Origin of the sequence: Trichocoleus sp. FACHB-6 (assembly GCF_014695815.1) — a bacterium.
In the GTDB taxonomy this organism is placed as follows: domain Bacteria; phylum Cyanobacteriota; class Cyanobacteriia; order Cyanobacteriales; family FACHB-T130; genus Funiculus; species Funiculus sociatus.
Genome location: NZ_JACJOY010000045.1, coordinates 1 through 12,709, shown reverse-complemented (window position 1 = coordinate 12,709; position 12,709 = coordinate 1). Strand labels below are relative to the sequence as shown.

The window sequence follows — 12,709 nt, the reverse complement described above, 5'->3', positions numbered from 1 at the left end:
TTATGAGTTATTGCCAGAAACATCGGAGACTTTTATTTATCTGGCAATGATCCGTATCATGGTCAGGCGGTTGGCATAATATTTAACCCCTCACCACTTTTCAAACATCCTCTAAATAACTTATAAAATTCGCGTTTTGTAGGGGCATGGCACTGCCATGCCCCTACGTAGGGAATTGGAGGTTAATAAATCCACGATTTTAAGGTTGATTATCATCATTTAGCCGACAGCGCCCCTGCGTCTCGCACTCTATGCGCTTTTGGCGATCGCTTACAATTGTCGCCAAATCGGGTCGTCCAGTCAGGGCGAGTCGCCAGTCAGCCCAAATTCCATACAGCCAATCCACTATGGAACCGATAATCGGCAACTTAGTCACCGCATAGATCCACCCCATCCCCAGAATCTCGTAAACGCGACGGAAAACTTCTACATTCTTGATCACGGTACCATCAGGTAGTACAGCATGGATTCGCCCCATCGCCGTTTCAAAGTCAACACCGCCATGCGCTTCCGGGATATAGCGATCGCCTGCGATGTCCACAAACGCCACCAACCCTCGACCTGCATCCCGTCTCTTCAAGAAGTTGACCTCTCGCAGACACAATCGACATTCACCGTCATACAGCAGTTCGATCTGCCATGACTCAGGTTTAGTAGCGACTTCCGCCGATTCGGGAAACTGGGTATTCAACGACATAGGTACTTCTCAATTAGCTTATTCCTCAAGCGAGGATTCTACTATTTTAAGAAACTTAACATTTTTATGGGTTATCGGTTTCCTGCCCTAATTGCCGTTTGCTGAGGCTGGTGTGCGCCAGTAACGCGATCGCCAGGTTCTAACAGACGCTACAGTAATCCCAATCGCGCAGGTAAACAGCACCTAATCAATTAAATAGTATGTTTGCGATCGCTACTTGGCTGTGGGATAGATCAATATCTTCAAGCAGCTTAGTGAGATAATAGAGAAGTGTGAGGAAGAAAACGGAACCAATCTTTGTTATAAAGGGGGAAAATCATGAAACTCAAGCTTTTAGCAATATGCGCCTTATTCACTCCCCTATTTTTCACTAACCCAGTTCAAGCTGAGAATCCGCTTCACGTAAAGCAGCTATTGTCCACTGGGCAATGTTTTCGGTGCGATTTATCAGGGGCAGACCTCCGTGGCGCCCATTTGCTTGGTGCTGATTTGAGAGAAGCCAATTTGCAAGGCGCAAACCTTACGGATGCCAACCTCGAAGGCGCTGACCTGACTAATGCAAACTTAACAGGAGCTAATTTAACCTTAGCTTTTGTAACCAATGCGAATTTCCAACAAGCAAATCTCAACCAAGTTAATTTTACTAACGCCAAGATTTATGACGCTAATGTGTATGGCGCATCGATGGATGGGCTGATCATTACTGATGCTGAAATATTTAACACAGGCATTGGTATTGGTGGAGAAGATGCGGGTATACAACCTTGGGACTAGGTTGTGTTGAACGGCTAGACCTGCTTTAAATAGCTCTCATAGCACAGATGATTCTCCCATTTTTTGAGTAAAACTTCAGAAAATGGGAGTTTTCTATTTAGTGGGTTTCTGGCAACCTTAAAAGAACTTTTTCTTCTTAAAGCTTAAACCCGTTAAAATGGTTTGAAACATTTACCCAAAAATCTTAACGATTAACTTTAGCTACCAAGCCTCGAACTTTAGTTCAGGGTTGATTGTAAGAATTCTAGTAGATAATTAATGCAAGACTGCTTTGCAGTCCAGTAACTAAGTTTATTTAACATTTAAAACTTTCAGATAGTAAAGTCATGGTCACGACTCAGGATTATCTTGTCCACCCAATGGCAACGCTGACCGTCACCTGGGAAAAGTTGCCTGACGACTTTCAATTAGAAGAAAAACCTGTGGAAAATACTGGTCAACCTCTGATTGCAGGCGCACTCCGAGAAATCCTAGAACTTATGGGGTATATCAAGCCAGAAATGCTCATTGCCTCAAATTTTGGGCTGTGTGCAACTGTTAACGGGAACTTGATAATCAAAGCGCCAGATTGGGTTTACGTTCCTTCTGTACTAGAACCGGGTAAAGAACGCAAAAGCTATACCCCCAACCTAGAAGGCGACAACCCCAGCGTCGTCATGGAATTCCTCTCTGAAACTGATGGTGGTGAATATTCAGTTAAACGCACCTACCCGCCTGGTAAGTGGTTTTTTTACGAACAAATACTTCAAGTCCCAACCTACATAATTTTTGATCAAGAAACCGGACTGCTGGAGGTATATAAGTTGGAAGCAGGACGGTATGAATTGGAATTACCAAACGCCGAAGGTCGCCATTGGATAGCGGACATGGGATTATTTTTGGGAGTTTGGCGAGGGGAAAAGGAAGAACGTACAGGTTATTGGTTGCGCTGGTGGGATGAGGGGGAAAATTTGCTGTTGTGGGGGAAAGAATTATTAGAACAAGAACGCCAAAAAGTTGAACAAGAACGTCAAAGAGTTGAACAAGAACGTCAACGGGCAGATAAATTAGCCCAATACTTGCGTTCTCAAGGAATTAACCCTGATGAAATTAGCTAATGGCTAATAGTTGGAAATTAAAGGTAGAAGCTAATTGTTTTTTATTACTATTAGCTTTTACCTTTTATCTTGTTTCGTTTGGTTCTACTGTTGGTTTTACCGTTGGAAGTGGTCTAGAGGGAGGATTGACAATAGTTACATCTGTTGAACGAATCCCATAAGAAGTAAGATACTGGTAAAAAGCTCCTGCTGTTTGTGGAGTCGGAAATGGGCCGATTTGGATGCCACTCACATTCGTATAAGAAGTGGTGTCTTGCCAGTAACATTCGCTGAGCCGTAAACTTGGATACTCTCTGGCTAGACGTTGAAGAACAGTGCGATTCACGTTTTTAGCCCGAACTAACCACTGACCTCCGGAATAAGGACAGTTTGTTTTAGGACTTACCTGAGCATTAGCTTGAGCGCAGGACAAGGAATAACCTAAAATTATGGCAAGAGCAAACTTAGCGCTATTATTCATTTAACCTCTAGAAATTGAAGAATGACGAAGGATATCTTTAATGAGTAAGTAGATACTGGAAATGGTTAATAGCAATTGCCCAAATTGTAAAACCGGATCGAGTCGCCATCCCTGGAAAAATAATATTATACCGCACAATAAATATATTACAGCAAAAACTATATCTTGAATTACATTCCCTACTCTGAAGGGTCTACGAAGCGATAATCCTAAAGGTATAATTAATATACCTATAAGTGCTAGTAAGATGCCTAGAAGGCTGGGTATGTTGAGTCCAAAGTTTATCATATTGACTTTTATTAATTTGCTAAGGGATTAATTCATTTTTAGAACTTACAAAATTTCTACAATTCCTTGTTGACCATCAATCCTAACACGCTGACCATCTTGCAACAGCCTCGTAGCATTGTGAATATCCATCACCGCTGGAATACCATACTCACGAGCAACAATTGCACCGTGAGAAAGTCTTCCACCGACTTCTGCAATCAAACCGCCAGCACGAGATAATAGCGCCGCCCAACCAGAATCGGTGTAAGGTACAACTAAAATTGTATTGCGGTCAATATCAGAAATCGCTTGTAAATTGCGGATGACTTTCACTTTTCCCTCAGCTTGTCCGGGACTAGCACCAATTCCTTGCAACAACTTTGTAGAAATTGAAGATTGAGGGATAAAATTGAGAGTTGGCGGCGCATTGCCGTAAACTAAGGGGGGAATATTAGTAAGCTGACTATCTTGTTTAAGTTGCGATCGCCTTTTTTCCACCAACTGCGAAATTTGCTCAATTAAACTTTTATTATCCCCTTCAATTATCCGCCGAACCTCATCAAATTCTAGAAAAAAGATATCACCAGGCTCAGATAGTAAACCCGACCGTAACCAAATTTCCTCCAAAGCAATAAAACACCATCTTACCTCAGCCAACAAACGGCTATAAACCTCAGTAACCTTTCCCTTTAAATCAAGTCGCCTCTGCACAGCATTAACCTTCCATCCCCTTTTCTCTCTGCGTTCTCTGCGTCTTGGCGGTTCATTCTCTCCCAAAAACTGAGTAAACAATTCTCGCGCCGCGTGGGGATCTTCCCTCCAAGTTGGAACCGCGATATCTGTCGCCACCTCACTCAAATAGCCGTAACGCTCAAGCCATTGATCGAATCGTTCCAAAATAGTCTGTCCATCGGGAATTTCAGCCAGCGTTGCGAATAGGGAAGGCGAATCCGGGGATAATTGCGAAGATGGTAGCAAATTCCGGGCTTCTCGTGCAAGTTCTTGGAGCGATCGCAAAGAAGCAACTTCCGGAGTGATACTATTATCCAAATCGATATCTTTGACCTTCCAAACTCCCTGCCGGATTGCCAAACTCAAAGGAGCTAAAATGCTGTAATAAGTCGCAGTTTTTAGCACTTCCAAAAGTTTTTCAATCCGTTGGAATAACGCATCTGGGTTATCTAAAGCAGCTTCTACAGTTAGAACCGGAAAAAGTAAATTTTTATAATCTCGTTCAAAATCTTTTTCCAAACTCAATTCGCGTCCAAGCAACCGCATTAAACCAGGCACATTTTGCAACGTAGAACTAAAAGGCGGTTTAGAAAATTTGGCACCTCTAGTTAAAAATTCCAAACTTTCCTGCGGTAAACCCATCCGAAGGAAAATCTGTCCCAACAGTGTTGCATTAAAATAGGCGTGGGAAAAGTGTAGAGTAGCAGTTTCATTAAAGTCTAAACCAGCAGCTCTTTCTCCCAAAACTAAAGTAAAAATTTGTCCCCAAACTCCACAGGTCAAAGGACGATTAATCGACCAAGTGAGAGGACGAATTATTCCTGGAATCACCTCAGCAGCAATTTTGCGCGTCCAAATAGGTTGTAAAGTAGTAATAGAACGCGATTGTAAAAGCCACAGCGTTTGCCCGTCATAACTCCATTCGATATCTTGCGGAATACCGTGAAATTGCCTCTCAAGTTGACGCGCTAAATAGGCGACTTCCCGAATTAATCCCTGCGGTACATCACCACTACCTTCAACTTCTAGAGAATTTACATCCAAATTTTCTACATCGCCCAGAAAAACCCGATACTGTTCTGGTGTAACTTGTCCAGAGACAACTTGCGTAGCATCTCCCGGCAATGCTTCAATTACCACAGCATCGCCTTGCTGGAAAATCGGATCGCGACTGAAAGCAACGCCAGAAAAAGCACCCTGGACTTGTTTTTGAATCAGCACCGACATTGAGGATTCTGGCAAGTCGCGAGGAGCGCTTCGCGCATACGCTTCGCGATCGCGTCTATACTGGACAGCAGCCGGATTATTGTATGAAGCTAGAACCCGCGTAATCGCCTCTTCCAAAGCTTCCCCACTCGTCACATTTAATATTGTTTCGTATTGTCCCGCCGCCGAAGATTGTGCCGAATCTTCGCCCACCGCACTAGAACGCACTACCAAAGGTTCTGCAACAGAAGGCTGTAAATACTCAATTAGCAGCGCCGGATCGTCTCCTGGCGGCAAAACCCAACCCATCGGTACTGAATAACCCCAACGCTTCAACTGGGATAACGTGGCGGCTTTTTGACCGACTTTGTTTGCGTCTAACGGTTTATCCAGAGAAACGATTGCTTTATCACCTCGGAAAAAACGAAACACAGCCTTATTCCCATTTTGTGCTTGCGTGGCTGGAAGATCGAGGTCATCGGGGATATTTTGGTAAATCCAGGCGATGATAGAACTCAGAGCGATCGCGGCGACAACTTCCCCCGTGGTACGATTCGGCAAAAGTAGCTTCAGGATGGGTAACAAAATCAAAACCCAGATGCGCCCCAGCTTCCTCTCGCGTACCAGTGTAAAGCCAATTCCCCCAATTATAAATACCAAGACCGACACCACCGGGTCATGCACTACATAACCCCAGACCACATTCGTTGTCCCCGCACCCCGCGCCATCCAATAACGCCCCATCACCAGCGCAATTAAGGCGATTAGCTCCCACGCTGGATCAGTCTCAAAGAAGGCACGAGCTAGCAATACTGCGGCAATGCCTTTCAAAGCCTCCGACAACACCGCTAGAATCCCCGCCAGCCGTCCCCCGTGATAAAAAGCCGCCGAGACTGACACATTCCTTGTGCCGAGTCTTGACAGTTGCCTTCCAGACAATGCGCGAACAATCCAGGCAGTCAGGGGCAATCCTCCTAGTAGAGGACAGACAATAAAGATAAGTAGCGCTCCCCAAACTTGAGTCAGCGTCATGATTTCCGTTGTAATAACCACTCACCTGAATTGTAGTAGTGTTTTTCAACGCCAAGGTACGCTCCAAGCGATCGCGCAAATTAAAATAAGCCGGACGACTGTAGGCGCTTCGCCTTCCTGAAGGGTAGTCGCCCCTATACAAACAAAGCTTGTCTACACAGGCTATAAATCATACTTCTTCTGCCTTCCTTTGCGTTATAAAAATCTAACCTATGTCACTTTCCCACGTTGTCACCTATAGCCCCGCTTATACCGTTGTCCCTACTTACGAATGTTTTAATCGCTGTACTTACTGCAACTTTCGCATTGAGCCGGGTAAAAGTCCCTGGCTGACTCTACAAGACACAGAAAAAATCTTAACCCGGTTACAAAGTCAAGAAGTTTGTGAAATTTTAATTTTAAGCGGTGAAGTACATCCCCAATCCTCACGTCGGGAGTCTTGGTTTCAGTTGATTTATGACTTGTGCGATTTAGCACTATCAATGGGGTTTTTGCCTCATACAAATGCAGGCCCATTGAGTTTTGCGGAAATGGCTAAGTTGCAAGAAGTTAATGTTTCGATGGGGTTAATGTTGGAACAATTAACGCCACAACTTTTGCAGACTGTCCACAAACACGCGCCTAGTAAAGTCCCACAATTACGGCTGCAACAATTGGAATGGGCTGGAAAGTTGCAAATTCCCTTTACCACAGGTTTGCTTTTAGGGATTGGCGAAAGTTCAACCCATTGGTGGGAAACATTGGATGCGATCGCGCAACTCCATGAAAACTACAATCATATTCAAGAAGTCATCCTCCAACCCCACAGTCCCGGCGCTCAACAAACTTTCGACGCACCACCTTTTAATCCGCATCAATTACCAGAAGTTATTGCGAAAGCGCGTCAAATTCTCCCAGTAGATATTACCATCCAAATTCCCCCCAATTTAGTTACAGATTCAAGTTGGTTACTCGCTTGTATAGAAGCTGGTGCCAGAGATTTAGGAGGGATTGGGCCAAAAGACGAAGTTAATCCCGATTATCCTCATATTCAGCATCAGCAACTAACAGACATTCTAGAACCCGCGGGTTGGGAATTAGTGCCTCGGTTGCCTGTTTATCCTCAGTACGATAATTGGTTGTCGGAGAGGTTAAAGGAAGCTGTTAATCGGTGGAGGAGTGCTAGTTTATTAGAAGAGAGCATAAAATAGAAGCGATTAGACTAACGCCCACATGACGAATCCGAAAAAACTTAAACGAAAAACATAATCCAATGAGTACAGAGCTTTTAGAAGGCTACAAAGAAGCAATCATCAGGCTCGAAAAACTACTAGACATCAAACCTGACAAAGATGAAGCTTGGTACAACCAGGGCAATGCGCTGTTCAACTTGGGACGTTTTGAAGAAGCGATCGCTGAATACGACAAACTCTTGGAAATTCAATCAGACTTCTATGATGCCTGGTACAACCGAGGTAATGCGCTGTTAGAGTTAGGGCGATTAGAGGAGGCACTCGATAGCTACGATAAATCTCTAAAAATTCAACCAGACTTATATGAAGCTTGGAACAACCGAGGCAGTGCGCTGGGAAATTTGGGACGATTAGAGGAGGCACTGGATAGCTACGATAAACATCTGGAAATCAAACCAGATTTTTATGGAGCTTGGTACAACCGAGGTAATGCCCTGTTTGACTTAGGACGATTAGAAGAGGCATTGGATAGCTACGAGAAATCTCTGAAAATTAAACCGCATTTCTACGAAGCTTGGAACAACCGAGGCAGTACGTTCGCGAAATTAGGGCGATTAGAGGAGGCATTGGATAGCTACGAGAAATCTCTGAAAATTAAACCGGATTTATATGAAGCCTGGAATAACCGGGGCAATGCACTGCGGAGTTTAGGACGCTACGAGGAAGCGATCGCTAGTTTCGACAATGCTATAAAAATCAAACCCGATGACCACGAAGCTTGGAATAATCGGGGTAATGTACTGGGGAATTTAGGACGCTACGAGGAAGCGATCGCTAGTTTCGATAATGCTATAAAAATCAAACCCGATGACCATGAAGCTTGGAATAATCGAGGTGCTTTACTGAACAAATTAAGACGCTATGAAGAAGCGATCGCAAGCTATGAAAAAGCCTTGGAAAAAGCAGAATTTTATCAAGGATGGTACAACCGGGGGATTGCGCTGTTTAATCTAAGACGCTTAGATGAAGCGATCGCTAGTTATCACAAAGCTCTTGAATTTAAACCGGAGTTCCATGAAGCTTGGTATAACAAGGCTTGCTGTTATGCCATACAGCGTAATGTTGAGCAAGCAATTGAGAACTTGCAACAAGCCATTAACTTGAGTCCTGATAAATGCCTGGATATCGCAAGAAATGACTCAGATTTTGACGGCATTCGAGATGATGAGCGTTTTCAGGCTTTGATTCAGAAAGGAAGTCATACGGAAGAAGAGGCACTGCAAGCTGCTTTACTTAAAAAAGTAGAACTGGAAGAATATGAATGGCTCAAAGCAGCCGTCAGAAATCCAGCTTTTGATTTTTTGAAAGACCCAGAAGAAGACATCTATACTTTAGCTGACGGCGAACCATTCGATGACCCAGCATGGGCGAAAACTGTAGCCAGTGATCCAAATTATGGTTTTATAACAGACCGAGAAGAAGACATCTACACTTTAGCTGACGGCGAACCATTCAATGACTAAGGGTAAAGTTGTCCTAGTGTCTTTCCCGTTTGATGATTTATCAGCTACCAAAGTGCGTCCAGCTGTCTGCATCACTAACCCTGTGGGAGCATATCGTCACGTTGTTCTGGCTTTCATTACCGGTCGGGTTCCAGCGGATTTACTGGAAACAGACATCGTATTAGAAACCAGTCATCCAGACTTTGCTGTCAGTGGGTTAGATCGAGCATCTACAATCAGGTTGGATCACTTGATGACAGTTCGTACATCGGTTATCCGGCGTGAATTGGGTGAGTTGTCATTAAATACACAGGCTGAAATTGCTGAAAAGTTGTGCAACTTGCTAAGAAAGTGATTACGCGATCGCCCACTCCACCAACCTAGGGATAATATTTAAAGTTTGTCTTTATCATTATTTTCAATGAGAACTCCTACAGATTGATAATTTTAAAGGATATAGTATTTTATGAAGTATTTAGTAGGGTTAGTAGTTTTTTCAGCTATAGGTTATTTTTTGATTGTAGACACAACGAATTTTTATAAACAATTAAAAATAAATAATCAGCGTAATCAATTAATAGTAGATTTTGGTAGGCTTTTGATTTTAGGAGCAATGGCAGGGATTGGATATAAGGTTGCCTCAGAAACTTTTCAACAGCCTAATGATTGGATAGTGTTTTTAGCCAAGGGCATAAGCGGAGCTTTCTTAATACGTTTAGTTCGTGCAATCTTCTAGTTTTTTTGCACTATCAGTAGATTGGCTAACCAAATTAATGGTTGAATCAGCCGATAGGAAGCATATAAAGTGTAAATGTTTAATTTCCTAACTTAGGCTGATGGCAAAGTAGTCACTGGAGAAAGGTAGATAAGCGCGATCGCATTCTCACTCACCGCAAAGCGCGATCGCATTCTCACTCACTGCAAAGCGCGATGGCTTCGCCTCGGACTCCGTCCTACGCATTCTCACCCATCCTCTACTTCGCATCCCTTAACATAACGATCCCACAGGAAAAACCCATCGTAAAATAGACTAATGTCTTCTGAAGCCAAGTTTACTGGCGTAAAAATACCTATGCGTAGATTAGGACGCTATGAGCAACCGCTGGGAATTGACTCCGACGACCACGAAATCTGGTACAGTCGTGGTGAAGCGCTGGCTAACTTAGGACGCAACAAAGAAGCACTGATTTGCTTTGACAAAGCTGTAAAACTTGCCCCAAAAAATCAAGCAGCTTGGACGTTCCGAGGCGTAGTGTTAATTCACCTCAAACGCTATGAAGAAGCGTTAACAAGTTGTGACAAAGCTTTAGAAATTGCACCAGAAGATAAAGAAGCTTGGATGTTCCGAGGCGCAGCGCTACATAGATTGGGGCGTTACAAACAAGCTTACACCAGCTATGACAAAGCTTTGGGAATCAAAAAGACATCCCTTTGGCAAAGACTAATTGAGAAAGTGGGTAATTGGTAATCGGGAATGGGTATTTTCCCCTCTCGCTTGTAGCAGGAAATTAGTAAAATAAATTTATAGAATTCAGGAGCCAGGTTATCTGGCACAAAACGCCTATCGAAACCATCTACGGTAATCTTCAAGGGTTAAAGTCCAGCCAGCTGAAGCAGCTAGAGAAGCTTTATCATCAGCGGCTACCAGGCGATCACATTACAACAGCGGAATTCGCCCAGCGGTTGGCAGCAATTAGCACCGAAATCAATCAGCCTGTATCCGTCTACATTAATCGCCGGGGACAGGTGATTCGCGTGGGAGTGGGAACCCCCAGGCAAACGCAGATTCCCGCTCTAGAATTGCCTCGTTACGGTGCAGAACGACTCAGCGGTATTCGCTGCATATCTACTCAACTGAAATCAGAAGCACCGAGTGAAGCTGCATTGACTGCAATGGCAATGCAACGACTAGACGTGCTGGCAGTGCTATCGCTGACAGGGGGAGGGTTTGAGCGACGCGGTGGGGGAGCCACAGGTTACATCAAAGAAACTTATCTAGCTCACCTAGTTCCCCATCCGGAAGCAATTTGGAATCTGTCGCCACCGATGAGCCTGGATGCGCTGAGCAACCAGGATTTTCTGGAACTGGTGGATGGACTAGAAGCCGAGTTTCAGCGAGAATTTGTTGCTAAGCAAGTAGACAGCGATCGCGATCGCGTCCTTCTGGTGGGGTTGATGACTCAAGACATGACACCCTTGCAATTCCAAGATGGATTGGAAGAATTGGCGCGGTTGGTGGATACCGCTGGGGGGCAAGTGTTGGAAACAATGCAGCAAAAACGTCCCCGTCCCCATCCCCAGACCGTGGTTGGGGAAGGTAAGGTGCAAGAAATTGCCCTGACTGCACAAACGCTGGGAGTTAACCTGATCGTCTTTGACCGCGACCTCTCACCCGCACAAGTCCGCAATCTAGAAACTCAGACTGGTATCCGCGTGGTAGACCGGACTGAAGTGATTTTGGATATCTTTGCCCAACGCGCTCAGTCTGGTGCTGGTAAGTTGCAGGTAGAATTGGCGCAAATGGAATATATGCTGCCGCGCCTGACTGGTCGCGGTCAAGCAATGTCTCGACTCGGTGGCGGTATCGGTACTAGGGGGCCTGGTGAAACCAAGTTAGAAACTGAGCGCCGGGGAATTCAGCGTCGCATTGCCAGACTGCAACAGCAAGTGAACCAGCTGCAAGCGCACCGTTCCCGCTTACGTTTACAACGGCAACATCAGGATGTTCCTTCAATTGCCTTAGTTGGATATACCAATGCTGGTAAATCTACGTTGCTGAATGTGCTAACTAATGCTGAAGTTTACACAGCAGACCAGTTGTTTGCAACTCTCGACCCGACTACGCGGCGTTTAGTCATACCCGATGCGGTGACAGACGAGGCGCAGCAGATTGTGATTACAGACACGGTGGGATTTATTCACGAGTTACCGCCTTCTTTGATGGATGCTTTCCGTGCCACATTGGAAGAGGTGACAGAAGCGGATGCGCTGCTTCATGTGGTGGATTTGTCTCATCCAGCTTGGCAAAGTCAAATTCGTTCTGTGATGGCGATTTTGTCAGAAATGCCAGTAACGCCAGGGCCATCGTTGATTGTTTTCAACAAGATGGATCAAGTGGATGGCGATACTCTGGTGCTGGCAAAAGAGGAGTTTCCCCAAGCGGTGTTTATTTCCGCAAGCGATCGCCTGGGTTTAGAAACTCTGCGTTACCGCATCAGCCAACTGGTTCACTATGCGATCGCGCCCGGCTAAGCCTCTGGGTTCTCATGCAAAAAATACTTGAGAATAGCCCCCCTTCACAAGGGGGGTTGGGGGGATCAAATGCTTAGCCTTAAGAAAATAAAATGGGATTAAACGCGCTCTTAAGTTAAACCTTAATCACTGGTTGCATAATAAGTGTATTGCTTGCCATCCCAATAGAATAATCTACTGGATGATGCTGCTTTGGAGAGAGAAATCCCCTCTCCTTGTTTCCAAGACGACGGAATCGAGGCATTATATTTAGCAGCCTCAGCTCTAGGAAGAACTTCCCAAACATCATCAGCACCAAGCTCTTTGTCGATTAAAATAACTTCTTGGGTTCCACCATGAAAAATTGCCATCGCCCGATTAAAAAACTGTGTTTCACCTTGAGGCTTTTTCTCTGCGAGCATTAGAGGATGTTTGAAAAGTGGTGAGGGGTTAAATATTATGCCAACCGCCTGACCATGATACGGATCATTGCCAGATAAATAAAAGTCTCCGATGTTTCTGGCAATAACTCATAA

14 protein-coding genes are annotated in these 12,709 nt (G+C 44.6%); 9 read left to right on the top strand and 5 right to left on the bottom strand.

Annotated elements, in window-relative coordinates; all coding sequences use genetic code 11:
- Positions 1-199 precede the first annotated feature (199 nt).
- Entirely contained in the window at positions 200-697 is a 498-nt protein-coding gene (locus H6F66_RS08520) for a DUF393 domain-containing protein (RefSeq protein WP_190420205.1), read from the bottom strand.
- Between the two features lie 318 nt (positions 698-1,015).
- Between H6F66_RS08520 and H6F66_RS08515 the strand changes: the two genes are divergently transcribed.
- Both H6F66_RS08515 and H6F66_RS08510 read left to right on the top strand, forming a co-directional pair.
- Positions 1,016-1,471, top strand: coding sequence for a pentapeptide repeat-containing protein (locus H6F66_RS08515; RefSeq protein WP_190420203.1), 456 nt, complete (start codon positions 1,016-1,018; stop codon positions 1,469-1,471).
- A 326-nt stretch (positions 1,472-1,797) separates the two neighbouring features.
- The gene (locus tag H6F66_RS08510) at positions 1,798-2,568 is read left to right on the top strand and encodes a Uma2 family endonuclease (protein ID WP_190420202.1); all 771 of its coding nucleotides are present in this window, start codon (positions 1,798-1,800) and stop codon (positions 2,566-2,568) included.
- A 64-nt stretch (positions 2,569-2,632) separates the two neighbouring features.
- Here the strand turns inward: H6F66_RS08510 and H6F66_RS08505 are convergent, their stop codons facing one another.
- Genes H6F66_RS08505 through H6F66_RS08495 form a run of 3 tightly spaced genes read right to left on the bottom strand, consistent with a single transcriptional unit; the run spans position 2,633 to position 6,268 of the window.
- A complete protein-coding gene (locus tag H6F66_RS08505) occupies positions 2,633-3,028 on the bottom strand; it encodes a hypothetical protein (RefSeq protein WP_190420200.1) in 396 nt (131 codons plus the stop codon).
- Positions 3,029-3,316, bottom strand: a complete 288-nt coding sequence (locus tag H6F66_RS08500; protein WP_190420198.1) for a Ycf66 family protein — start codon at positions 3,314-3,316, stop codon at positions 3,029-3,031.
- A gap of 45 nt (positions 3,317-3,361) precedes the next feature.
- A complete protein-coding gene (locus H6F66_RS08495; protein ID WP_190420196.1) occupies positions 3,362-6,268 on the bottom strand; it encodes a glycerol-3-phosphate acyltransferase in 2,907 nt (968 codons plus the stop codon).
- On the opposite strand from H6F66_RS08495, the gene H6F66_RS28840 reads away from it, so the two are divergent.
- The 7 genes from H6F66_RS28840 (at position 6,267) to hflX (ending at position 12,194) form a co-directional block, all read left to right on the top strand.
- Entirely contained in the window at positions 6,267-6,389 is a 123-nt protein-coding gene (locus H6F66_RS28840) for a hypothetical protein (RefSeq protein WP_277873907.1), read from the top strand. The two genes, H6F66_RS08495 and H6F66_RS28840, sit on opposite strands and share 2 nt — an antisense overlap.
- A gap of 91 nt (positions 6,390-6,480) precedes the next feature.
- Positions 6,481-7,458, top strand: a complete 978-nt coding sequence (gene cofG, locus H6F66_RS08490) for a 7,8-didemethyl-8-hydroxy-5-deazariboflavin synthase subunit CofG (RefSeq protein WP_190420195.1) — start codon at positions 6,481-6,483, stop codon at positions 7,456-7,458.
- A gap of 62 nt (positions 7,459-7,520) precedes the next feature.
- Entirely contained in the window at positions 7,521-8,963 is a 1,443-nt protein-coding gene (locus tag H6F66_RS08485) for a tetratricopeptide repeat protein (protein WP_190420193.1), read from the top strand.
- On the top strand, positions 8,956-9,297 hold the full coding sequence (locus tag H6F66_RS08480) for a type II toxin-antitoxin system PemK/MazF family toxin (protein ID WP_190420191.1): 342 nt from the start codon (positions 8,956-8,958) through the stop codon (positions 9,295-9,297). The genes H6F66_RS08485 and H6F66_RS08480 overlap by 8 nt, the downstream gene beginning before the upstream one ends.
- Before the next feature lie 111 nt (positions 9,298-9,408).
- Positions 9,409-9,678 (top strand): hypothetical protein, encoded by a 270-nt coding sequence (locus H6F66_RS08475; RefSeq protein ID WP_190420189.1) that lies wholly within the window; start codon positions 9,409-9,411, stop codon positions 9,676-9,678.
- A gap of 297 nt (positions 9,679-9,975) precedes the next feature.
- Positions 9,976-10,410 (top strand): tetratricopeptide repeat protein, encoded by a 435-nt coding sequence (locus tag H6F66_RS08470; protein ID WP_242019197.1) that lies wholly within the window; start codon positions 9,976-9,978, stop codon positions 10,408-10,410.
- Between the two features lie 95 nt (positions 10,411-10,505).
- Complete coding sequence (gene hflX, locus H6F66_RS08465) at positions 10,506-12,194, top strand: GTPase HflX (RefSeq protein WP_190420207.1); 1,689 nt, start codon at positions 10,506-10,508, stop codon at positions 12,192-12,194.
- 122 nt (positions 12,195-12,316) lie between these two features.
- Here the strand turns inward: hflX and H6F66_RS08460 are convergent, their stop codons facing one another.
- A complete protein-coding gene (locus H6F66_RS08460; protein ID WP_190420187.1) occupies positions 12,317-12,595 on the bottom strand; it encodes a hypothetical protein in 279 nt (92 codons plus the stop codon).
- Positions 12,596-12,709: the final 114 nt, after the last annotated feature.

Bases quoted from the DNA above. Each gene is read 5' to 3' on its own strand.
- H6F66_RS08500 (WP_190420198.1), bottom strand. From the start codon at position 3,316: ATGATAAACTTTGGACTCAACATACCCAGCCTTCTAGGCATCTTACTA.
- H6F66_RS08495 (WP_190420196.1), bottom strand. From the start codon at position 6,268: ATGACGCTGACTCAAGTTTGGGGAGCGCTACTTATCTTTATTGTCTGT.
- H6F66_RS08505 (WP_190420200.1), bottom strand. From the start codon at position 3,028: ATGAATAATAGCGCTAAGTTTGCTCTTGCCATAATTTTAGGTTATTCC.
- H6F66_RS08515 (WP_190420203.1), top strand. From the start codon at position 1,016: ATGAAACTCAAGCTTTTAGCAATATGCGCCTTATTCACTCCCCTATTT.
- cofG (WP_190420195.1), top strand. From the start codon at position 6,481: ATGTCACTTTCCCACGTTGTCACCTATAGCCCCGCTTATACCGTTGTC.
- H6F66_RS08480 (WP_190420191.1), top strand. From the start codon at position 8,956: ATGACTAAGGGTAAAGTTGTCCTAGTGTCTTTCCCGTTTGATGATTTA.
- H6F66_RS08470 (WP_242019197.1), top strand. From the start codon at position 9,976: ATGTCTTCTGAAGCCAAGTTTACTGGCGTAAAAATACCTATGCGTAGA.
- H6F66_RS08520 (WP_190420205.1), bottom strand. From the start codon at position 697: ATGTCGTTGAATACCCAGTTTCCCGAATCGGCGGAAGTCGCTACTAAA.
- H6F66_RS28840 (WP_277873907.1), top strand. From the start codon at position 6,267: ATGATTTCCGTTGTAATAACCACTCACCTGAATTGTAGTAGTGTTTTT.
- H6F66_RS08510 (WP_190420202.1), top strand. From the start codon at position 1,798: ATGGTCACGACTCAGGATTATCTTGTCCACCCAATGGCAACGCTGACC.
- H6F66_RS08485 (WP_190420193.1), top strand. From the start codon at position 7,521: ATGAGTACAGAGCTTTTAGAAGGCTACAAAGAAGCAATCATCAGGCTC.
- H6F66_RS08475 (WP_190420189.1), top strand. From the start codon at position 9,409: ATGAAGTATTTAGTAGGGTTAGTAGTTTTTTCAGCTATAGGTTATTTT.
- H6F66_RS08460 (WP_190420187.1), bottom strand. From the start codon at position 12,595: ATGCTCGCAGAGAAAAAGCCTCAAGGTGAAACACAGTTTTTTAATCGG.